The following is a 21,364-nucleotide window of genomic DNA, read 5'->3' as shown; positions in this document are numbered from 1 at the left end:
CCAGACTACGGGGCGGCGTCGGCGGGCCGAGCGGCGGCGAGGGCGGCGAACTGCTCGACCGACAGCTTCTCGCCGCGCTCGCGCGGGTCGATACCCGCCGCGACCAGCAGCTCCTCCGCCGCGGCGGGCGATCCCGCCCAGGTCGCGAGGGCGGCGCGCAGGGTCTTGCGGCGCTGCGCGAAGGCCGCGTCGACGGCCGCCCACAGGCGGACCCGGTCCACGTCGGGCCGGCCGCCGGGGCCGTGCAGGTCGATCCGGACCAGGCCGGACTCCACGTTGGGCTCGGGCCAGAACACCGCCCGCCCGACGGTGCCGGCCTTGCGCACGCGCCCGTAGTACGCCGCCTTCACCGACGGGACGCCGTAGACTCGCGAACCCGGGGGCGCGGCGAGCCGGTCGGCGACCTCCAGCTGCACCATGACCAGCACGGTCCGCAGCGTGGGGACCTCGGCCAGCAGGTGCAGCAGCACCGGCACCGAGACGTTGTACGGGAGGTTCGCGACGAGCACCGTCGGCGATCCTGCGACGGACACCTGCGCACCGGAGACCTTGAGCGCGTCCTCGCCGATCACCGTGAGGTTCCCCGCGAGTTCCGGCGCACGTTTGGCCACCGTCTTCGGGAGCTGTTCCGCGAGAACGGGATCGATCTCAATGGCGGTGACGGAGGCGGCGGCGTCGAGCAGCGCGAGGGTGAGGGAGCCGAGGCCGGGCCCCACCTCGAGCGCGACGTCGTCGGGGCGCACGTCGGCGGCGGCGACGATCTTGCGGACCGTGTTCGGGTCGTGCACGAAGTTCTGCCCCAACGTCTTGGTGGGACGAACGGACAACTGCCCGGCCAGCGCGCGGATCTCCGCGGGGCCGAGCAGTCGTGCTTGATTCTTGAACTCGGCGCCGGTCACAACGGCTGAGTCTACTTACTCCGAGTTGCCGGACAGGCCCAGCTTCGACGAGCACGAGGGCCATGCGCCCCAGCCCTGGCCGCGGAGGGTCTTGCGGGCGATGTCGATCTGCTCCTCGCGGGTCGCGAGATCGGCGCGGGGCGCGTACTTGCCGCCGCCGAACGCGATCCACGTCTGCTGCGTGAACTGGACGCCGCCGTAGAAGCCGTTGCCGGTGTTGATGGCCCAGTTGCCGGTGGCCTCGCACTGCACCAGGCGGTCCCACACGGAGCCCGGTGCCACGTAGGGCGCGCCCGGGGCGGTGCCGACGGCGGTGACGCCGGCGATGCCCGCGTCGAGGACCTTGGAGCCGATCCGCTCGCGGGAGACGACCTTGCCGTCCACCACGTGCTCGCGGTACTGGACCTCCTGCTTGCCCGGCTTGCCCGGGTTCGTGACCTGCGTCTTGCCGTTGGTCAGCTTCGGGTCGTCGACCTTCTTCGGCGGCGCCGTGTACGGCTCGGTGACCGTCACGGTGGCCGTCCGGTTCCGGTTGACCGAGATGGTCATGCCGGGGGTGACGGGGGTGTTGGCGCTCGGCTTGACGGCGTCCTGCTGGATCAGCGGGACACCCATCTTGGCCAGGTACTCGCCGACGGTGCGCCCGGCGGCGTTGGCGACGACCTTGCCGCCCGCGTCGAGCACGGTGGCGGTGACGGGCGTGACCACCGAGACGGCAGCACCGTCGAGCGGCACCTGCGCGTCGAGCGGGAGGGAGACGAAGTTCTTCGCGTCGCCGAGGCCGGCCGAGGCCAGGGCGGCGCCCAGCGTCAGGTCGGTGGTCTTGACAGTGCGGACCTTGCCGTTGACGTTGACCGCGATGTCGCGGTCGTGCTGCACGGTGATCTGCTGACCGGGCTTGACCGACTCGCCGAGGCCGGGGCTCACCCGGTCCGAGGCGTCGGCGTCGATGCCGGCGGAGCCGAGGATCGACTTCACCGAGCGGCTCATCGTGGAGACCTCGTGGGTCTGCCCGTCGACGGTGACCGTGAAGTCCTGGTACAGCGCGGCGGCGGTGCCGCCGGAGGCCATCAGGGCGACCAGCATGGCGCCGGTGACGGCGCGGACCGGGGTGTTCTCGAGCTTCGCCGACAGGCCGTCGAGGATTCCGGGCTTGTCGTCGTCGGACGCGGTCTCCGCGGCGGGCTCGAGGGCGTCGTCGGCCTCGGTGTCGAGGACGGCGGGCTCGGGGAGCGCCTCGGCCTGCGGGTGCTCCGCGTTGTACTTCTCCTCGGCCTCGAGGGCCAGGCTCTCGGCCTCCGCGACGGCGTCGTCGCCGTAGACCTCGGCCTCGAGGTCGATGATCTCGCGGTCCGCCTCGGGATCGAGGGGCCGGCCCTCGATGTCGGTGAACCGGGCGAAGACCTGGGTCACGTCGAACTCGGCGGTGCGCTCCCGGGTGGAACCGAAGGCGCCGCGGCGCGGGTGCGAGGTGGGCTGATCCACCGTGGTGGTGTTGTCGTCTGCGTCGAGCTCAGGCACTGGTGACTTCCCATGGGTGGACTGCAGGTGTGGCGCTCGGCGACGTTTCGGTCGCCGTTACATCACAGTACGGTAACGGAGAAGTGGGAGGCGTGCCAGCTTCTGTTCATTTCGCGCCCGCGAATGTGGCCCCGAACACACGCTCCGCCGTCGCGGTGGTGGCCGCCGCGATCTCCTCGGGAGCGACTCCGCGCAGGTCAGCGAGGTAGCGCGCGGTATACGGGATGCAGTACGACTCGTTGGGCGTACCCCGGTACGGGTGGGGTGTGAGATACGGCGCGTCGGTCTCGACGAGCAGTTGATCGTCCGGAACGAGGCGCGCGGCCTCCTGCAGCTCCGTCGCGTTCGTGAACGTCACGGTGCCCGAGAAGCTCAGGACGTAGCCGCGGTCCACGCACTCGCGCGCCATCGCCGCGTCGCCGGAGAAGCAGTGGAAGATCACCGTCTCCGGGGCGCCGAAGCGCTCGAGGTCCGTGAGGATGTCGGCGTCCGCCTCACGGTTGTGGATCATCAGCGGCTTGCCCAGTCGCTTCGCCAGGTCGATGTGCCACTCGAAGGCCGCGTGCTGCTGCGCCGGCGTCGCGACGTCCTCCCGCTTGCCGAGCCAGTACCAGTCGAGGCCCGTCTCGCCGATCGCCACGCACCGCGGGTCGGCGGCCAGGCGCTCGAGCTCCGCCGGCGCACCGTCGACCTCGAGCTGGTGCGCGTCGGTCGGGTGCAGGGCCACGGCGGCGAAGACCCGCTCGTCCCAGCGGCTCGCCTCGATGACGTACCGCGCCTGGTCGAGATCACAGGCGACGGTGACCACACGGTCGACGCCGACGGACGCCGACCGGTCGACCAGCTCCCGCACGGCCTCGGGCGTGCGGGCGCGGCATCCGTCGAGGTGCGTGTGCGCGTCGACGAGGCCGGGCAGCGGCGCGGGCAGCGGAGGCGGCGGCTTCTTCTTCCCCATGCGCTCCATTGTCCCGGTACCGCTCCGGGGCCCCGTCCTCGGACCATGTTTAATCCGACGTTAAGCAGCCGCGAAGCCGTGCCTGGTGTGCTCCGTGCGGTGTCCGACCGAGGAGAACGAATGAAGAAGTCCGTCCTGTCCGCCGCTGTCATCGGCGGTGCCGCGTTGCTCGCCGCCTGCAACACGACCGGCGGGGAGCCCGTCGCGGCCCCGTCGTCGGGATCGCCGGCCGTCTCGTCGTCGGCGGCGCCCGGCGCGCCCGCCGGGACGACGGTGCCGGTCCCCGCCGGCCTGGACTACGGCGCGCACCCGACGAAGGCCCGCACGATCACCGCCTCGGAGAACCGGTCGTGGGTGGCCGAGGGCAATCGGATGGGCGACGAGGCGCTCATCCAGGCCAACGAGGTCGACCCGCGCCTGATCCTGGGCGGCGCAGGGCTGCGCTCGTACCCCGTGCTCGTCGGCGACGGCCTCCGCAGCCGCGTGCCCGACGCCACCGCCCGGGCCTTCCAGGCCAACAAGATGCGGGTGGGCATGACGACCACGCGCGGCGACGCGCTCGACAAGCCGACCGTCGCGGTGCGGATCGGCCTCTACCGCTTCGAGACCCCCGACGCCGCGAAAGCGGCCCTCGACGCCATCCGCACCGCCACCGCGTCCGCACCGAAGGTCCGCGTCACCGTCGACGGTGCGCCCGACGTGCTGGCCTCCGAGTTCAAGCCCGGCACCGTCGACGCCTACGTCGTGCAGGGGCCCTTCGTCGTGAACGTCAGCGGCACGGGGCCGACCACGGACCAGGGCGCGCAGTTCGTGACCAAGGCCTACGGTCTGGAGCTGCCGAAGCTCAAGGCGTTCACGCCGACCGCCGTCGACCAGATCCGCAAGCTCGACCTCGACAAGGACGGCATCCTGTCCAGGACGCTCCCCGCGCCCGACGCGCAGGATCCGACCCTCTTCGAGAACTGGTACACGTGGAACGGGCAGCTGCACCGAATCCAGGACATCACCAGGACCGAGACCTATCTCGCCGCCGGCATCGACCTGATCGGCAACACGGGCGCCGGCAGCGTCGTCTATCGCACGCGCGATGCCGCGGCCGCGACCACGATGGTGCAGACCGCCGCCGCCAAGAACCCCGCCGTGCCGGGCATCCCCCAGCTCCCGTCGGTGAAGTGCATGACTGGCGGCAGCCTCACGTACTGCTGGGTGCCCGTCGGGCGCTACGTCGGATCGGTCCAGGACAGCAACGCGGCGCTCGCGCGGCAGAAGGCGGCCGCCCAGTTCTCCATCCTCGCGACCACGCCGTAGGCCCGCCGGCCGGGCGCGGGAGACCGCGTCCGGCCGAGGTACCGCGGCTACTCGGCCTCGGGCTCGACGTACCGGGGGAAGACGCCCTGCGGCTTGGGGAGCGCGGTGCCCGCGGCCAGTCGGGTGCCGACGGCCTCGAACGTGCGCCGGTCCTTCGGCTGCTCGAGCAGGGTCAGCAGTTCCTCCGCCGACTCCGGCATCACCGGCTGCAGCAGCAGCGCGACCTGGCGGACGACCTCGGCGGTCGTGTAGAGCACCGTCCCCATGCGCTCGGGGTCGCTCGCCTTGAGCTTCCACGGCTCCTGCGCCGAGAAGTACCGGTTGGTCTCGGCGAGGACCTCCCAGATCGCCTCGAGGTACAGGTGCAGCGCCTGGTCGCCGACGTGCCGGCGGACCGTCGACAGCAGGCCGTCGGCCCGGGCGAGGAGCGCCTCGTCGGCGGGCGTGAACGGGCCCGGCGTGGGGACCGTGCCCGCGCAGTTCTTGTTGATCATCGACAGCGAGCGCTGCGCCAGGTTGCCCAGCTCGTTGGCGAGGTCGGCGTTGATCCGGCCGACGATCGCCTCGTGGCTGTAGCTGCCGTCCTGGCCGAAGGAGACCTCGCGGAGCAGGAAGAAGCGCAGCGCGTCGAGGCCGTACTCGGCGATGAGGGCGTGCGGGTCGACGACGTTGCCGACCGACTTGCTCATCTTCTCGCCCTTGTTGAACAGGAAGCCGTGGGCGAAGACCCGCTCGGGCAGCTCGATCCCGGCGCTCATGAGGAACGCCGGCCAGTACACGGCGTGGAACCGGATGATGTCCTTGCCGATGATCTGCAGCTTCGGCGGCCAGAACGTCTGGAACTGCGCCGACCCCGTGTCGGGGTAGCCGGCGCCGGTGAGGTAGTTGGTCAGCGCGTCGACCCACACGTACATGACGTGATCCGGGTCGCCGGGGACGGGCACGCCCCAGTCGAAGGTGTCGCGGCTGATCGAGAGGTCCCGGAGTCCGCCCTTGATGAAGCTGACGATCTCGTTGCGCCGCGTCGCGGGCTCGAGGTAGCCGCCCTCGCGGTCGAGCAGGGCGAGCAGCCGGTCCTGGTAGGCGGACAGCTTGAAGAAGTACGACGCCTCCTCGGTCCACTCGACCTCGGTGCCGGTGTCGGTGGAGACGCGGGTGCCGTCCTCGGTGACCGTGGTCTCGTCCTCGGCGTAGTAGGCCTCGTCGCGCACGGAGTACCAGCCCGAGTACTTGCCCAGGTAGATGTCGCCCGCGTCGACCATCTTCTGCCAGATGGCCTTCGACGCCTCGTAATGATCGGCATCGGTGGTGCGGATGAACCGGTCGAAGGTCGAGCCCACGGCGCGCTGCAGCGCCTCGAAAGCGGCGGCGTTGCGATCCGCGAGCGCCTTGACCTCGATGCCCTCCTTGGCGGCGGTCTGCTGCATCTTGATGCCGTGCTCGTCCGTGCCGGTGAGGAAGAAGACCTCGTGGCCGTCGAGTCGCTGGAACCGCGCGATCACGTCGGTGGCGATGTACTCGTAGGCGTGCCCGATGTGGGGCACGCCGTTCGGGTAGGCGATCGCCGTGGTGATGTAGAAAGCCTTGTCTGCAGCCATGGTGCGCCCAGCTTATCGGTGCATCGCAAGCGTGTTCCGGGCGGAATCGCGAAGTGGATCGACGGGGCCCGGCGCCGTCCGGGACGGACGTCAGCCGGCGAGGGCGCAGGCGGGAACCGCATCCAGCGCGACGACGGCGCCGGACTCGTCCAGCCGGAAGCGGGCGATGTCCCGGCCGTAGCGGACGTAGACCACGTCGTAGTCCACGCCGATGACCTCGGTGTCGACGGTCGGAACCGCGGCGGCGGTACCCGCGTACTCGCCCTCCGCGTAGAACCGGACCTGGCTGCGCTCGCCGTGGGCGACGTGCACCCAGGCCAGTCGCTCGCCGAGGGCCGTACCGCCGTCGATCACCGGGTTCATCGCTCCTCCTCGTGAGTTGGGGTGGCGGGCGGATCGGGTGGGTGGGAGAGATCCGCCGGCCGAGACCCACTCTTCCGGCCCGCGCCCTCCGCGCACATCCGGTGAAACCCCCATTCCTCCCCGAGATCGCGCGGCGGCGCCGTGACAGGATGGCGCGGTGCAACCGGTCGACATGCTGCGGGCGCTCCGCGAGCGCGGCCACCGGCCCGCCGCGCTGTTCGGCGCGTGGGGCGGCTTCCGCGCCGTGATCGCGCCCGCGCCGCAGCTCGATCCGGGCATCGCGCCCGACGGTGCGCCGTGGCTCGGGATCGTCGGCTACCCGGACACGACCGGCGAGCCCCGCCTCGTCCCGGCGGTCATCGGCGGCGATCCGGGCCCGCTGCTCCTGCTCGACGCCGACGGCCGTTGGGCCTGCACCGATCCCGCGTTCCCGATCCCCGACGCCGCGCCCGCCCCGCGCCCGTGGGCGGCCGCGTGGACCCCACCCGACCGGGGCGATCATCGCGCAGCCGTGCTCGCGTGCCAGGAGGCGATCCGCGCGGGCGACGTCTACCAGGTGAACGTGTGCACCCGCTTCGGCGGCGACCTCACCGGCGACCCGCTGGACCTGTTCGCCGACATCGCCGCCGCCACCCGCCCCGCCAAGGCCGCCTACCTCGAGGGCGACTGGGGCGCGGTCGCCTCGTTCTCCCCCGAGACCTTCCTCACCGAGCGCGACGGCCTGCTCACGGAGCGGCCCATCAAGGGCACGCTGCCGCTGACCAGGCCGGCGGAGGACCTCCGCGCCAGCGTCAAGGACGTCGCGGAGAACGTGATGATCGTGGACCTGGTGCGCAACGACCTCAGCCGCGTCGCCGCGACCGGGACCGTCCGCACGCCGGAGCTGCTGCGCGTCGAGCCCGCCCCCGGCGTCTGGCACCTGGTCTCGACGGTCACCGCGCGGCAGCGGCCCGGCACCACCCGCGCGCAGATGCTCGACGCGACCTTCCCGCCGGCGTCGGTCACGGGCACCCCGAAGCTCTCCGCCCGCGAGCGGATCACCGCATGGGAGCGGCACACCCGCGGCAGCTACTGCGGCGCGATCGGCATCGACCATCCGCTGACCGGGTTGGACCTCAACGTCGCGATCCGCACCGTCGAGGCGCGCGACGGTGCGCTGCGGCTCGGCGTGGGCGGCGGCATCACCATCGACTCCGAACCCGACGCGGAGTGGCGCGAGTGCCTCGACAAGGCGGCGTCGATCGTCGGCCATCGCGGATCTCCCCCGCACGGGTGACGACGCCCCGCGTCGCGGCCCGCGACACTGGCCGCATGATCGACCTCCACGCCCCCGCGTTCCGTCGCTTCCTCCTGGTCCTGGCGGTGGCCTTCGCCGCCGGGCTCGCCTTCGGCGGGTACCTCTACACCCAGCGCGATCCCGTCGTCGCCGGCTTCGTCCCGTGGACCGCCGCCTGGCCGCAGCACGCGGTGGTGGCCGTGATCGGGGCGCTGCTCGTGCTCGGGATCCGGGCCCGACGGTGGCCGCCCCGCACGCCCGCCCTCACACCGGCGCGGCTGGCGCTCGCGGCGCCGCTGCTGTTCCTGCTGGTCTTCGCCGCCTTCCGGGCGGGCGTGCAGGTGCTGGCCGGGTTGGACCCGAACTTCACGGTGAACGCGTGGGGCGGCCCGACGTACCTCGGCGCGATGGCCTGCCACTACCTCGATCTCGCGGTGGGCGGCATCGTCGTGGTCGGGGCGCTCCGGCTGATCCTCACGCGCCGGGCGTCAGCGGCGGGCGCGAGCGGGGTTCCGCGCGCGGCGGCCGCCTGACGTTCCGGTACCGGGTCAGTCGTCGGAATCCGAGCGCCGCTGCGCGAGCGACGTCTCGTAGAGGTCGCGCTTGGAGGCGCCGGTCTCCGCGGCGACGGCGGCGCAGGCGTCCTTGAGCCGCTCCCCCGCGTCGACGCGGCGCAGCACGGCGGCGACGTGGTCCTCGGGGTCGGCGGAGACCGGATCGGCGCCGGAGACCACGACGGTGATCTCGCCGCGCACCCCGTCGGCGGCCCACGCCGCGAGCTCGCCCAGCGTGCCCCGGCGGACCTCCTCGTAGGTCTTGGTGAGCTCGCGACACACCGCGGCGCGCCGCTCGGTTCCGAGCACTTCGGCGGCGTCGGCGAGGGTGTCGGCGAGGCGGTGCGGCGACTCGAAGAAGACCGCCGCGCGACGTTCCGTCACCAGCTCGGTGAGCCATGACCGGCGGGCACCGGACTTGCGCGGGGCGAAACCGTCGAACAGGAACCGCTCGACGGGCAGCCCCGACAGGGCCAGCGCCGTGGTCACGGCCGACGGCCCGGGCAGGCACGTGACCCGGTGCCCCGCCTCGACGACGGCCGCGACCAGGCGGTATCCGGGGTCGGAGACCGACGGCATGCCGGCGTCGGTGATGAGCAGGACGGTCTCGCCGGCGTCGAGCGCGGCGAGCAGTTGCGGGATGCGGCCGGCCTCGTTGTGGTCGTAGAAGCTGAGCACGCGCCCGGCGATCTCCACCTCCAGCGACGCCGCCAGCGACCGGGCCCGGCGCGTGTCCTCGGCGGCGATCACGTCGGCGGATCCGAGCGCCGCGATCAGCCGCGCGGTGGCGTCACCCGGGTTGCCCATCGGCACTCCGGCGACGATCAGTGCCCCGCGCGCGTCCTCTGTTCCCACGGGTCACACCCTACGATGGTTCGCGTGACAGCTGTGGCGATGCCCGAGGGGCGTAGCGAGGACCGCGAGATGGTGAGCCCCGGCCCGAGGCTCCCGCCCGCGGTGTTCGGCGCGACGGACCGCGCCTTCGGCTGGACCGTGACGCTGGTGCTCACCGCCGTGGCGGCGGCCACGCGGTTCTTCAACCTGGGCTACCCGAGCAACACCGGCTTCATCGGCAGCACGCCGGTGCAGACGCCGGTCTTCGACGAGAAGCACTACGCGCCGCAGGGCTGGCAGGTGCTCTCGGGTGGGCAGTGGATCGAGGACAACCCCGGCTTCGGGCTGATCGTCCACCCGCCGGTGGGCAAGTGGATGATCGCGATCGGCGAGTGGCTGTTCGGCTACAGCCCGCTGGGCTGGCGGTTCATGTCCGCCGTGTGCGGCACCCTGCTCGTCTTCCTGGTGATCCGCGCCGCGCGGCGGCTCGCGCGGTCGACGCTGATCGGCGGCCTCGCGGGCCTCTTCCTGATCTGCGACGGCCTGACGATGGTCTCCTCGCGCGTCGCGCTGCTCGACATCTTCCTCGTCGTCTTCGGCTTCGCCGCGTTCTCGATGATCCTGGTGGACCGCGACCAGATGCGGGAGCGGCTGCACCGCGCGGCCGTCGAGGGCCGGATCACCGATTCGCTGTACGGGCCGCGGCTGGGTTTCCGCTGGTGGCGCTTCTCCGCCGCGATCATGGTGGGCCTGGCCTGCGGCGTGAAGTGGTCAGGCGCCTACTTCCTCATCGGCGTCCTGGTGCTGTCGCTGGCCTTCGACGTGGCGAACCGGCGCCAGTACGGTGTGCTGCGCCCGTGGCGCGGGGTGCTGCTGCGCGACCTGATCCCGTCGGGCATGTCGCTCGGGGTGGTCCCGGTGCTGGTGTACCTGGGCACCTTCTGGCCGTGGTTCTCGTCGGAGACGTCGGTCTACCGGTACGCGGTGGGCAACCAGGTCGGCGAGGGCGGACCGTTCAGCTGGGTGCCCGCGGCGCTGCGCTCCCTGTTCTTCTACGAGACCACGATCCTCGATTTCCACGACGGCCTGACCAACTCGGCCGGCAACCACCACCCGTGGGAGTCCAAGCCGTGGACCTGGCCGATGGGCCTGCGGCCGATGCTCTACCACTACACCGCGGACCAGTCCGGGGGCATGTGCGGCGACGGGCCGTGCGTGCGCGCGGTGATGGCGGTCGGCACGCCGGCGCTCACATGGATCGCCGTGCCCGTGGTGCTGTGGGCGCTGTGGAAGATGTTCGTCAAGCGGGACTGGGCCTACGCCGCGCCCGTGACCATGTACTTCGCGACCTACCTGCCCTGGTTCCTCAACCTGGACCGGCAGATGTACTACTTCTACGCGCTCACCCTGATGCCCTTCCTGTGCATCATGATCGCGCTGATCTGCCGAGAAGTCCTCGGCCTCGACGGTCGCGCCCGGTACTTCGGCTTCGAGCGGCTGCAGCTCGGCCGCTGGCTGGTGGTGCTCTACGCGACGATCGTGGTCCTCAACTTCGCCTGGCTGTGGCCGATCCTCACCGCCACGCCGATCCCGATGTGGTGGTGGCGTCTGGAGCTCTGGCTGCCCAGCTGGCAGTAGGGCCCGGAGGGCGGGACGTCGGCCCGGCAGGCCGGGGCGAAGGTCCCCGTTCACGCTGCGACGAGACTCTCGAATTCTGTCCGGTTCGGACACGGTGTCCGAAGCGGACAGAATCCGAGAGTCGTCGATGCGGTGCACGTCGCCGACCACGACGGGGGTGCGTCCGTAGGCGCGCACGGGCGGGCGCCGCGCTCAGACCGTCGCGGCGACGCGGGTCTCGCGCGCCAGCATCCATACGAACGCGGCGACCACGCACAGCGCGGCCGTGATGGCGAAGGCCCACGTGAAGCCGAGGTACTGGGCGATGGCGCCGGCGAGCAGCGGGCCGGAGATGGTGCCCGCGTCCTGCGCCATCTGATACGCCGAGAGGGCGCCGCCGCTGCGGCCCTTGCCCTGCAGGACGTCGGCGAGGGAGGCCTGCATGGTCGGGGCGACGAGGCCCGTCCCGATCCCGGCGACGACGGTGACGAGGAACGCGACCAGCACCGAATCGGTGAAGCCCAGCGCCAGCGTGCCCGCGGCGATGACGAGCATGCCGACCACGATGAAGGGGCGACGGCCGTAGCGGTCGGAGGCGCGGCCCGCGGGGAACATGGCGAGCACGTCGCCCGCGGCGTAGGCGGCCAGCGCGTAGCCGGCGATTGCGGCGGGCTGATCGAGCACCGCGGCGAAGAACAGCGGCAGCAGCGAGACCCGCATCGAGTACACCCAGCCGAACACCACCGACGTGAAGAGCGCGGCCCGGTAGGCGGAGTCCGCGAGGGCCTCGCGCACCGTCGTGCCCGGTTCGGAGGAGGCCTCCTCCCGGCCCGCGAGGGTGCTGCCGCGCAGCGCGATCCCCACGACGAGCGTGGCGACGACGAGCGCGATGGCGTAGACGACGAACGGCACCCGCAGGCCGAAACCGACGAGCGCGCCGCCCAGGAGCGGGCCGCAGATGCCGCCGAGCACGAAGCTCGACGAGTACACGCCGCTGACCCTGCCGCGGATCTCGGCGGGCGCGATCCGGATCATCAGGCCCATCGCCGAGACGGTGAACATCACCGATCCGACGCCGCCCAGCCCGCGGAAGAGCATGAGCTGCCAGTAGCTCTGCGCGAAGGCGACGGCGAGCGTCGAGGCGGCGACGATCAGGAGCCCCGTCATGTAGATCCAGCGTTCGCCGAAGGCCTTCACCAACGGGCCGGTGGCGGGCGCGAAGGCCAGCCGCATGATCGCGAAGGCGCTCACGACCGCGGAGGCGGCGCCGATGCCCACGTCGAAGGTGCGGGCGAAGGCGGGCAGCGCGGGCGCGACGACGCCGTACCCGAGGGCGATCACGAAGCTCGCCGCGACGAGGACCCAGACCTCCGGCGGTACCCGCTGCGGTGCGGGCGCGGAAGCTGCTGAGTTCACCGAAACATCATCCGCTAAGAACGCGTCAAGACCCGCATCGGGGGCGTTAACGCGGCCTTGATCCGGCCCCGAACGGTGGTCGAGTGGAGCGCATGGACATCTCCAACGCGCTGGCTCTGGCGGCCACGATCCTCACCCTGGCGTACCTGCTGTACGCCCTGCTGCGCCCGGAGCGCTTCTGATGAGCGGCACCCTCTCCGGCCTGCTGACGATCGGCACCCTGGTCGCGGCGCTGGCCATCGCGTACCGCCCGCTCGGCGACTACCTGGCGCACGTGGTCACCACGCCGAAGCACTGGCGAGTCGAGCGCGTCGTCTACCGCCTCGTGGGCGCCGACCCCGAGGCCGAGCAAGGCTACCGGGTCTACGCGCTGGCCGCGCTCGCGTTCAGCGCCGTCAGCATCGTCGCGCTCACGATCCTGCTGCTCGTGCAGGGCTGGCTGCCCGGCGTCGAGCCGAAGCAGTGGCGCTTCGACGAGGCCCTCAACACCGCGATCTCGTTCGTCACCAACACCAACTGGCAGTGGTACTCGGGCGAGAGCGCCATGAACCTCATCGCGCAGGCGATCGGCCTCGCGGTGCAGAACTTCGTCTCCGCGGCCGTCGGCATCGCCGTCGCCGTCGCGCTGATCCGCGGCTTCGTCCGCTCCCGCACCGACCGGCTCGGCAACTTCTGGGTGGACCTCACCCGCATCACGCTGCGCGTCCTGCTGCCGATCGCCGCGATCGGCGCCGTGATCCTCATGGCGCAGGGCGTGGTGCAGACGCTGTGGCAGCGGCACGAGATCGTCGGGCTCGACGGGCAGAAGCAGGTGCTCACCGGCGGCCTCGTCGCGAGCCAGGAGGTCATCAAACTCCTCGGCACCAACGGCGGCGGCTACTTCAACGCCAACTCCGCGCACGCCTTCGAGAACCCGACGGCCGCGACCAACCTGTTCCAGATCTTCCTCATCCTGCTCATCCCCGTGGCGCTGCCCCGCATGCTGGGCAACCTCGTCGGCAACCACCGGCAGGGCTACGCGATCCTCGGCTCGATGACCGTGATCTTCGCCGTCTCCACCGCGATCTCCATCGGCGCGCAGCTGGGCAACCAGGGCACGGCCGGCAGGGCCGCGGGCGCCGCGCTCGAGGGCCAGGAGCTGCGGATCGGCCAGTGGGGCACCGGCCTGTTCGCCACCGCCACCACCAGCACGTCGACGGGCGCCGTGAACGCCGCGCACGACAGCCTCACCCCCGGCGCCGGCGGCGCCGCGCTGGTGAACATGCTGCTCGGCGAGATCAGCCCCGGCGGCGTGGGATCCGGCCTCTACGGCATGCTCGTCATCGCCGTCCTCACCGTCTTCCTCTGCGGCCTCATGGTGGGCCGCACCCCCGAGTACCTCGGCAAGAAGATCGGCCGCACCGAGATCACCCTCGCCGCGCTGTACATCCTGGTGATGCCCGCGCTGGTGCTGGTCGGCACCGCCGCCACCGTGGTCCAGGAGCAGGGCGTCGCCGCCATGACCAACGACGGTGCTCACGGCCTCTCCGAGGTCCTCTACGCCTACGCCTCGGCCGCGAACAACAACGGCAGCGCCTTCGCCGGCCTCGCCGTCGACACCCCGTGGTTCAACTACACCCTCGGCGCGGCGATGCTCCTCGGCCGATTCGCGCCCATGGTCGCGATCCTGGCCCTGGCCGGCGCGCTCGCCAAGCAGCACCCCGTGCCCGCCACCGCGGGCACCATCCCCACCCACCGCCCGCTGTTCGTGGGCCTCACCGTGGGCGTCGTGGTCCTGGTGGCCGGATTGACCTTCGTCCCCGCCCTCGCGCTCGCACCGATCTCGGAGGTCACCCAGTGACGAACACGCTGACCGACACCACCCCGTCGGACCCGAAGGCCGTCACCCAGGCACCGAAGCGGCGCTCCGCGTTCTCGCTCGCCGAACTCAAGTCGGCGCTGCCCCGCGCGGCCGCGAAGCTGGACCCGCGCACGCAGATCCGGCAGCCCGTCGTCTTCGTGGTGTGGATCGCCTCGGTGTACACCACCGCGCTGGCGATCGTGAACCCGTCCGTGTTCGCGTGGTCCGTGGCCGTCTTCCTCTGGGCGACGGTGCTCTTCGCGAACCTCGCCGAGGCCGTCGCCGAGGGCCGCGGCCGCGCGCAAGCCGATTCGCTGCGCAAGGCCAAGACGGAGACGATCGCGCGGCGCAGGACCGCGTCCGGCGAGGAGCACGTCCCCGGATCGCAGCTGCACGTCGGCGACCTCGTGATCGTCGAGGCCGGCGAGGTCATCCCCGGCGACGGCGACGTCGTCGAGGGCATGGCGACCGTCGACGAGTCGGCGATCACCGGCGAGTCCGCCCCCGTCGTGCGCGAGTCCGGCGGCGACCGCTGCGCCGTCACCGGCGGCACCCGCGTGCTGTCCGACCGCATCGTCGTCGAGATCAAGACCGAGCCCGGCAAGAGCTTCATCGACCGGATGATCGGCCTCGTCGAGGGAGCCAACCGGCAGAAGACGCCGAACGAGATCGCCCTGAACATCCTGCTCACGGTGCTCACGATCATCTTCCTGCTGGCTGTCGCAACGCTGCAGCCGATGGCGATCTACTCGGGCGGCGCGGTCGACGTGGTGGTGCTCGTGGCGCTGCTCGTGTGCCTCATCCCCACGACGATCGGCGCGCTGCTCTCCGCGATCGGCATCGCCGGCATGGACCGGCTGGTGCAGCGCAACGTCATCGCCAAGTCGGGCCGCGCCGTGGAGGCCGCGGGCGACGTCTCGACGCTGCTGCTCGACAAGACCGGCACCATCACCTACGGCAACCGGCGCGCCACGTCGTTCCACCCCGTCGCGGGCGTCGACGAGCACACCCTCGCCGGGCACGCGCTGCTCGCCTCGCTCGCCGACGAGACGCCCGAGGGGCGCTCCATCGTCGACCTGGCGACGGAGCACGGCCACGAGGTCCCGACGGTCCGCCTCGGCACCGTCGTGCCCTTCACGGCGCAGACCCGCATGTCGGGCGTCGACCTGCCCGACGGCACCCGCATCCGCAAGGGCGCCTCGGCGGCCGTGCTGGCGTGGGTCGCCGCGGAGCACCGGGTCGACGGGCCCGGCGAGACCCTCGGCGAGGCCGTCTCCGAGGCGCTCGGCGCCGTCGACGTGCGGCTGGCCGTCGACGAGATCTCCGGGACCGGCGGCACCCCGCTGGTCGTCGCGTACGCCGAGCCCGGCGCCGCCCCGACCCTGCAGGGCGTCGTGCACCTCAAGGACGTGGTCAAGGCGGGCATGCGCGAGCGCTTCGCGCAGCTGCGCGCGATGGGCATCCGCACCGTCATGATCACCGGCGACAACCCCCTGACCGCGAAGGCCATCGCCGCGGAGGCGGGCGTCGACGACTACCTCGCCGAGGCCACCCCCGAGGACAAGCTGGCGCTGATCAAGCAGCAGCAGGAGGGCGGCCGCCTCGTCGCGATGACCGGCGACGGCACCAACGATGCGCCCGCGCTCGCGCAGGCCGACGTGGGCGTCGCGATGAACACTGGCACCTCCGCCGCGAAGGAGGCCGGGAACATGATCGACCTGGACTCCGACCCGACGAAGCTCATCGACATCGTGGAGATCGGCAAGCAGCTGCTCATCACCCGCGGCGCGCTGACCACGTTCTCCATCGCCAACGACATCGCGAAGTACTTCGCGATCATCCCCGCGATGTTCGTGCCCCTGGCCCCCGGCCTCGACGTGCTCAACGTGATGCGGCTGCACAGCCCGCAGTCGGCGATCCTCTCGGCGGTGATCTTCAACGCGCTCATCATCGTCGCGCTGATCCCGCTCGCGATGCGGGGCGTGAAGTACACCGCCAAGTCGGCCGACAAGCTGCTCGCGCGCAACCTCACCATCTACGGCCTCGGCGGCATCGTCGTCCCCTTCCTCGGCATCAAGCTGATCGACCTCGTCGTCCAGCTCATCCCCGGCCTCTCCTGATCGTCCCGAAAGGCACTGACATGTTGAGTTCCACACCGCGCCAGCTCCTCGCCGGCCTGCGCATGCTGATCGTCATGACCGTCGTCCTCGGCGCGCTGTTCCCGCTGGCGATCTGGGGCGTCGGGCAGGTCGCCTTCAGCGCGAAGGCGAACGGCTCGCAGGTCGAGCAGAACGGCACCGTCGTCGGGTCCGAACTGCTGGCCCAGAAGTTCGACGGTCCGCAGTGGTTCCATCCGCGCCCGTCCGCCGGCGAGTACGACACCCTCGCCTCCGGCGGCACCAACCTCGGACCGAACAGCGAGAAGCTGGTCGCGCTCATCGCGGAGCGCCGCGCGAAGGTCGCCGCGGAGGACGGGGTGGCACCGTCGGACGTGCCGACCGACGCCGTCACGGCGAGCTTCTCCGGCCTGGACCCGCACATCTCCCCCGCGTACGCGCGGCAGCAGGTGGCGCGCGTCGCGAAGGCCCGGGGCCTGGCGCCGGAGCGGGTGACCGCGCTGGTGGCCGCGCACACCGACGCCCGACAGCTCGGCTACCTGGGCGAGGAGCGGGTTAACGTGGTGAATCTGAACCTCGCGCTCACCGACCTCGCCGCCGCGGCGAAGTAGCCCGGGCGGAGGAGGAGGGGAGACATGCCGAAGGGGCTTCTTCGCGTCTACCTGGGCGCCGCGCCGGGCGTGGGCAAGACCTACGCCATGCTCACCGAGGGCGTGCGCCGCGCCTCGCGCGGGACGTCGGTGGTCGTCGGCTACGTCGAGACCCACGGCCGGCCCCAGACGGAGGCCCAAGTCCAGGGGCTGCAGGTGATCCCCCGCCGGAAGGTCGAGTACCGCGGCGCGGTGCTCGAGGAGATGGACGTCGACGCGGTGATCGCCGCGCACCCGACGGTGGTCCTCGTCGACGAGCTCGCCCACACCAACGCCCCCGGCTCGAAGAACGAGAAGCGCTGGCAGGACATCGCCGAGCTGCTCGACGCCGGCATCACCGTGATCACCACGGTCAACATCCAGCACCTCGAGTCCCTCGGCGACGTCGTCGAGTCGATCACCGGCGTCCGGCAGCGCGAGACGATCCCCGACGGGGTGGTCCGCCGCGCCGAGCAGGTGCAGCTCGTCGACATGACGCCCGAGGCCCTCCGGCGGCGCATGGCGCACGGCAACATCTACGCGCCCGACAAGGTGGACGCCGCGCTCTCGCACTTCTTCCGCATCGGGAACCTCACGGCGCTGCGGGAACTCGCGCTGCTGTGGCTGGCCGACCGCGTGGACGAGCGGCTCGAGCAGTACCGCTCCGAGCAGGGCATCTCGGCCGCCTGGCCCACCCGTGACCGCACCGTCGTCGCGCTCACCGGCGGCCCCGAGGGCGGGACGCTGCTGCGCCGCGGCGCCCGGATCGCGGCGAAGGGCGCGGGCGGCGAGCTGCGCGCGGTGTACGTCGCGCGCAGCGACGGCCTCTCGGGGGCCTCCCCCGCCTCGCTGGCGCAGCTGCGGCAGCTCACGGAATCGCTGGGCGGCACCTTCCAGATCGTCACCGGCGACGACGTGGCCGCCGCGATCCTGCAGTACGCGACCTCGGTGAACGCGTCGCGGATCATCCTCGGCAAGTCGCGACACCGGGCGCTGACCTCGGTGGTGCGCTGGCCCGTCTCGGACGCGGTGATCGAGGGCTCCGGCGACATCGACGTGCAGGTGGTCACGCACGAGCGGGCCGCGGGCGCGGGCCGTCGCCGGCTGCTCCCCCGCATCGACGGCCCCGACCCCGTGCTGCTGGGCAAGCGACGCACCATCGCCGGCTGGGTGCTGGCGATCGCGGGGCCGGTGCTCCTCACGGCGCTGCTCGCGCAGACCCGGCAGTGGCACTCGCTGCCCACCGAGTTGATGCTCTTCCTCATGCTGACGGTGGCCGTCGCCCTGGTCGGCGGCATCCGGCCGGCGGTGCCCGCGGCGATCCTCGGATCGGTGCTGCTCAACTACTACTTCGCGCCGCCGCTGTACACGTTCACGGTGGCGTCGGGCGAGAACGTCTTCGCCGTCGCCATGTTCGTGCTGACGGCGATCGCGGTCGCGTCGGTGGTCTCCCTGGCCGCCCGGCAGACCGCCCGGGCCGCCCGCGCCCGCGCCGAGGCCGACGTGCTCAGCGGCCTCGCCGACACCCTGCTGGCGACCGAGAACACCGATGACGAGATACCCGCCCTACTCGACGAGGCCATCGTGACCTTCGGGCTGCGCGGCGCCTCCCTGCTGCGGCGCGACGACGCCGACTCCCCCTGGCAGCTGGTCGCGGGGCGGCGCGAGTCGCCGCTCAGCCCGGACGACGGCACCGACGCGGCGATGGTCGGCGACAACGTGGCCCTGGTGGTCAACGGCGATCCGCTCAGCGCCTCCGAGCACGGGCTGCTCGTCGCCTTCGCCGCGCACGCGGCGGCCCGGCTGGACCGGGAGGCGCTCAGCGCCGAGGCCAAGCAGGCCCGGACGCTGGCCGAGGGCAACCGCGCGCGGACGGCGCTGCTCAGCGCGGTCTCGCACGACCTGCGGACCCCGCTGGCCGGGATCAAGGCCGCCGTCTCGTCGCTGCGCAGCGACGACGTGGAGTGGTCCGACGAGGACGAGGCCGAGCTGCTCGCGACCATCGAGGAGAGCGCCGACCGGCTGGACTCGCTGGTGGGGAACCTGCTCGACATGTCGCGGCTGCAGTCCGATTCGCTGACGCTGCTCACCCGCGAGGTGGGGATCGAGGAGGTCCTGCCCGCCATCTGGACCGCGCTCCCCGACGCCGACCTGGCCTTCGACTTCGCCTGCGCCGACACCGACGCGCCGCCCACCGCCCTGGCGGATCCCGGGCTGCTGGAGCGGGTGCTGGCGAACCTCGTGGAGAACGCCGTGCGGCACTCGCGGGGCGGGCCGGTCACCGTCGGCGTCTCCGGCGTGCACACCCCCGACGGGGACCGCCTGCAGGTGCACGTCCGCGACCACGGCCCTGGTGTGCCGCAGGAGCAGCGCGAGGCCATGTTCAAGCCCTTCCAGCGGATGGGCGACGCCCCGGCCGGCAACGGCGTCGGGCTCGGGCTCGCGGTGGCCCGCGGGCTCACCGAGGCGATGGGCGGCACGCTCACCGCGGAGGACACCCCCGGCGGCGGCCTGACCATGATCGTGGACCTGCCCGCCGCGCAGCCGGTGTCGAGTGATGAGGTGGTCTCGTGACGTTCGTTCTGGTGGTCGACGATGAGCCCGCGATCCTGCGCACCCTGCGGATCAACCTCAAGGCCCGCGGCTACGAGGTGGAGACGGCGTCCGACGGCCGGTCGGCCCTGCAGATCGCGCGCGAGCGGACGCCCGACGTGGTGGTGCTCGACCTCGGCCTGCCCGACCTCGACGGCACCGCGGTGCTGGCGAAGCTGCGGGAGTTCTGCACCTCCCCGGTGATCGTGCTCTCCGCGCGGCACGGCAGCGACGACAAGGTGGAGTCGCTGGACATCGGCGCCGACGACTACGTGACCAAGCCCTTCGCGATGGATGAGTTCCTCGCCCGCGTGCGCGCGCAGGTGCGGCGGACCGGCCTGGTGGACGCGCCGGCGCCGGCGAAAACCGAGGCCTTCGAGGTGAACTTCGAGGCGCGGACGGTGACCCGCGACGGCGCGACGGTGCGCCTCACCCCCACCGAGTGGAAGATCGTGGACGTGCTGGTCCGCAACGCGGATCGGCTGGTCTCCCAGCAGACGCTGCTGCACGAGGTGTGGGGCCCGTCGTACTCGCGCGAGACCAACTACCTGCGCGTGTACATGGCGCAGCTGCGGCGCAAGCTGGAGCCGGACCCCGCGCACCCGCGGTACTTCGTCACCGAGCCCGGGATGGGCTACCGCTTCATCCCGTAGCGCTCGGACGGCGCCGGTTCGGGAGCGCGGCGTACCTCCCGCCGGGTGCGACGGTGCTCCTGCCGCGCGGCTCTCGGATTCTGTCCGGAACGGACACGACGGTGCCGAGCACGTCGAACGCGCGGGCGCGGGCCGCGGCCAGGTCGGCCTCAGCGGACGATGCGATGGCGGCCAACCCGTTTCCACGTGCGGCACGGGCCTGCGCGGAACTGTGGTTCGCGGCGCGGTGGTTCGCGGCACGGTGGTGGGCGACGCCGAGGTCGCCGACCAGCGGCTCGAGCGTTCGCGCGACCGCGCTGAAGGCGGCGGCCGCGGCGGCTCCTCCGGTCGCGTCGAGGTCGAAGACGCGGGCGAGGGTCCGGCCCAGCGAGTCCGCCCACGTCGCCTCCGCGAGTGCGAGCCATGCCGCGATCTCCCTCCGCTCCTCTCGCAGGTCGCGCATCCAGGGCAGGTTCGCCGCCCACCCGGTCGCGACGAGGTGGCCGGTGAGCACGGAGTGGAGGTCGTGGAGGAGATCGCGGAGGGCGATCGGTGTCGGCGAGGCGTGGGCGAGACCGCCGAGCGGATCGTCGATGCCGGCGTCGGTGAAGAACGCGGCGTCCGGCCACGTGTCGTCGGTGCGCCCGTCCTCGCAGTCGCATCCGGCCGGGCGGTCCCGCGGATCGCGCTCCGGCACGCCGCCCTCGCACCGGCAGTCGTCGGCGATGGTGGACGCCGCCTCGGCCGCGGGGCCGCTCGGCCACACCGGCCCCTCGGTGCGCCGCGGGCGCGGGGCGAGGACGACGCGCACGGCGTCGGCCGGCTCCGGCAGCCACCACGGCGTGGCGAAGAGTAGCCGCGCGGTGCCGCCGTACTTGCGCCGCAGGGTCCGCTCGGACACGCGCTCCCCGCTCGGAAGGCGCAGGCGGCGCGCGACTTCCGTCAGGGTCGCGCTGTCCAGCCCCTCGACCGCGACGAGCTCGAGCGCGGCCCGGACCGCCGCCTCGTGCAGCGCCCGATCGCGGATCGGCATGGTTCGTTCCTGGAAGTTGTGCATGGCTCCCCCCGAAGCTCACGTATCCCGACGTCGACGCTACGACGACCGCGCGCCGCCCGGGCGAGGACCGCGAAAACAGCGGCGAGTGGGGGCGGATGCAGCGCGGCCGGGCACGGCCCTGTGCATTGCACTGCAGCGATCTCGGGACTCTCGATT

Annotated in this window: 18 protein-coding genes; 10 read left to right on the top strand and 8 right to left on the bottom strand. The window is 72.1% G+C overall.

Annotated features, from left to right (window positions below; translation table 11 throughout):
• Positions 1–5: 5 nt before the first annotated feature.
• The 3 genes from rsmA to WFK95_RS04875 all read right to left on the bottom strand — a co-directional run bounded on the left by rsmA (position 6) and on the right by WFK95_RS04875 (position 3,375).
• Positions 6–899: a 16S rRNA (adenine(1518)-N(6)/adenine(1519)-N(6))-dimethyltransferase RsmA gene (rsmA, locus tag WFK95_RS04885; protein WP_336670019.1), complete on the bottom strand. Its 894-nt coding sequence runs from the start codon at positions 897–899 to the stop codon at positions 6–8.
• Positions 900–914: 15 nt separating this feature from the next.
• A complete protein-coding gene (locus WFK95_RS04880; protein WP_336670018.1) occupies positions 915–2,420 on the bottom strand; it encodes a transglycosylase family protein in 1,506 nt (501 codons plus the stop codon).
• Between the two features lie 106 nt (positions 2,421–2,526).
• Entirely contained in the window at positions 2,527–3,375 is an 849-nt protein-coding gene (locus WFK95_RS04875) for a TatD family hydrolase (RefSeq protein ID WP_336670017.1), read from the bottom strand.
• 120 nt (positions 3,376–3,495) lie between these two features.
• Here WFK95_RS04875 and WFK95_RS04870 point away from each other — a divergent pair, with 120 nt between their 5' ends.
• A complete protein-coding gene (locus WFK95_RS04870; RefSeq protein WP_336670016.1) occupies positions 3,496–4,683 on the top strand; it encodes a DUF7373 family lipoprotein in 1,188 nt (395 codons plus the stop codon).
• Positions 4,684–4,730: 47 nt separating this feature from the next.
• Here the strand turns inward: WFK95_RS04870 and metG are convergent, their stop codons facing one another.
• Complete coding sequence (gene metG, locus WFK95_RS04865; protein WP_336670015.1) at positions 4,731–6,281, bottom strand: methionine--tRNA ligase; 1,551 nt, start codon at positions 6,279–6,281, stop codon at positions 4,731–4,733.
• A gap of 90 nt (positions 6,282–6,371) precedes the next feature.
• A complete protein-coding gene (locus WFK95_RS04860) occupies positions 6,372–6,644 on the bottom strand; it encodes a hypothetical protein (protein ID WP_336670014.1) in 273 nt (90 codons plus the stop codon).
• Between the two features lie 157 nt (positions 6,645–6,801).
• On the opposite strand from WFK95_RS04860, the gene WFK95_RS04855 reads away from it, so the two are divergent.
• Positions 6,802–7,920: an aminodeoxychorismate synthase component I gene (locus WFK95_RS04855; RefSeq protein ID WP_336670013.1), complete on the top strand. Its 1,119-nt coding sequence runs from the start codon at positions 6,802–6,804 to the stop codon at positions 7,918–7,920.
• 35 nt (positions 7,921–7,955) lie between these two features.
• Positions 7,956–8,453, top strand: coding sequence for a hypothetical protein (locus WFK95_RS04850; RefSeq protein WP_336670012.1), 498 nt, complete (start codon positions 7,956–7,958; stop codon positions 8,451–8,453).
• Between the two features lie 15 nt (positions 8,454–8,468).
• Here WFK95_RS04850 and rsmI read toward each other — a convergent pair whose 3' ends face one another.
• The gene (rsmI, locus tag WFK95_RS04845) at positions 8,469–9,329 is read right to left on the bottom strand and encodes a 16S rRNA (cytidine(1402)-2'-O)-methyltransferase (protein WP_336670011.1); all 861 of its coding nucleotides are present in this window, start codon (positions 9,327–9,329) and stop codon (positions 8,469–8,471) included.
• Between the two features lie 15 nt (positions 9,330–9,344).
• Here rsmI and WFK95_RS04840 point away from each other — a divergent pair, with 15 nt between their 5' ends.
• A complete protein-coding gene (locus WFK95_RS04840; RefSeq protein ID WP_336670010.1) occupies positions 9,345–10,946 on the top strand; it encodes a dolichyl-phosphate-mannose--protein mannosyltransferase in 1,602 nt (533 codons plus the stop codon).
• Between the two features lie 192 nt (positions 10,947–11,138).
• On the opposite strand, the gene WFK95_RS04835 is transcribed toward WFK95_RS04840, so the two are convergent.
• The gene (locus WFK95_RS04835) at positions 11,139–12,341 is read right to left on the bottom strand and encodes an MFS transporter (RefSeq protein WP_336670009.1); all 1,203 of its coding nucleotides are present in this window, start codon (positions 12,339–12,341) and stop codon (positions 11,139–11,141) included.
• Between the two features lie 92 nt (positions 12,342–12,433).
• Between WFK95_RS04835 and WFK95_RS04830 the strand changes: the two genes are divergently transcribed.
• Genes WFK95_RS04830 through WFK95_RS04805 form a run of 6 tightly spaced genes read left to right on the top strand, consistent with a single transcriptional unit; the run spans position 12,434 to position 20,172 of the window.
• Positions 12,434–12,523: a potassium-transporting ATPase subunit F gene (locus WFK95_RS04830; protein ID WP_074850389.1), complete on the top strand. Its 90-nt coding sequence runs from the start codon at positions 12,434–12,436 to the stop codon at positions 12,521–12,523.
• Entirely contained in the window at positions 12,523–14,181 is a 1,659-nt protein-coding gene (gene kdpA / locus WFK95_RS04825) for a potassium-transporting ATPase subunit KdpA (RefSeq protein WP_336670008.1), read from the top strand. Before WFK95_RS04830 ends, kdpA begins: the two co-directional genes overlap by 1 nt.
• Entirely contained in the window at positions 14,178–16,301 is a 2,124-nt protein-coding gene (kdpB, locus tag WFK95_RS04820) for a potassium-transporting ATPase subunit KdpB (RefSeq protein ID WP_443081518.1), read from the top strand. The genes kdpA and kdpB overlap by 4 nt, the downstream gene beginning before the upstream one ends.
• A gap of 20 nt (positions 16,302–16,321) precedes the next feature.
• A complete protein-coding gene (gene kdpC / locus WFK95_RS04815; RefSeq protein ID WP_336670007.1) occupies positions 16,322–16,909 on the top strand; it encodes a potassium-transporting ATPase subunit KdpC in 588 nt (195 codons plus the stop codon).
• Between the two features lie 24 nt (positions 16,910–16,933).
• Positions 16,934–19,501, top strand: coding sequence for an ATP-binding protein (locus tag WFK95_RS04810; RefSeq protein WP_336670006.1), 2,568 nt, complete (start codon positions 16,934–16,936; stop codon positions 19,499–19,501).
• On the top strand, positions 19,498–20,172 hold the full coding sequence (locus tag WFK95_RS04805; RefSeq protein WP_224646983.1) for a response regulator: 675 nt from the start codon (positions 19,498–19,500) through the stop codon (positions 20,170–20,172). Before WFK95_RS04810 ends, WFK95_RS04805 begins: the two co-directional genes overlap by 4 nt.
• Here WFK95_RS04805 and WFK95_RS04800 read toward each other — a convergent pair.
• Positions 20,162–21,184, bottom strand: coding sequence for a hypothetical protein (locus WFK95_RS04800; protein ID WP_224646984.1), 1,023 nt, complete (start codon positions 21,182–21,184; stop codon positions 20,162–20,164). The two genes, WFK95_RS04805 and WFK95_RS04800, sit on opposite strands and share 11 nt — an antisense overlap.
• Positions 21,185–21,364 lie beyond the last annotated feature (180 nt).

The sequence above is a fragment of the Tsukamurella sp. USMM236 genome (assembly GCF_037148755.1).
Classification (GTDB): domain Bacteria; phylum Actinomycetota; class Actinomycetes; order Mycobacteriales; family Mycobacteriaceae; genus Tsukamurella.
The sequence above is the reverse complement of the archived record's forward strand: the minus strand, read 5'-3'. Positions and strand labels throughout refer to the sequence as shown.

Bases quoted from the DNA above. Each gene is read 5' to 3' on its own strand.
- WFK95_RS04800 (WP_224646984.1), bottom strand. From the start codon at position 21,184: ATGCCGATCCGCGATCGGGCGCTGCACGAGGCGGCGGTCCGGGCCGCG.
- WFK95_RS04840 (WP_336670010.1), top strand. From the start codon at position 9,345: ATGGTTCGCGTGACAGCTGTGGCGATGCCCGAGGGGCGTAGCGAGGAC.
- WFK95_RS04830 (WP_074850389.1), top strand. From the start codon at position 12,434: ATGGACATCTCCAACGCGCTGGCTCTGGCGGCCACGATCCTCACCCTG.
- metG (WP_336670015.1), bottom strand. From the start codon at position 6,281: ATGGCTGCAGACAAGGCTTTCTACATCACCACGGCGATCGCCTACCCG.
- WFK95_RS04850 (WP_336670012.1), top strand. From the start codon at position 7,956: ATGATCGACCTCCACGCCCCCGCGTTCCGTCGCTTCCTCCTGGTCCTG.
- WFK95_RS04875 (WP_336670017.1), bottom strand. From the start codon at position 3,375: ATGGGGAAGAAGAAGCCGCCGCCTCCGCTGCCCGCGCCGCTGCCCGGC.
- WFK95_RS04860 (WP_336670014.1), bottom strand. From the start codon at position 6,644: ATGAACCCGGTGATCGACGGCGGTACGGCCCTCGGCGAGCGACTGGCC.
- kdpC (WP_336670007.1), top strand. From the start codon at position 16,322: ATGTTGAGTTCCACACCGCGCCAGCTCCTCGCCGGCCTGCGCATGCTG.
- kdpA (WP_336670008.1), top strand. From the start codon at position 12,523: ATGAGCGGCACCCTCTCCGGCCTGCTGACGATCGGCACCCTGGTCGCG.
- WFK95_RS04870 (WP_336670016.1), top strand. From the start codon at position 3,496: ATGAAGAAGTCCGTCCTGTCCGCCGCTGTCATCGGCGGTGCCGCGTTG.
- WFK95_RS04810 (WP_336670006.1), top strand. From the start codon at position 16,934: ATGCCGAAGGGGCTTCTTCGCGTCTACCTGGGCGCCGCGCCGGGCGTG.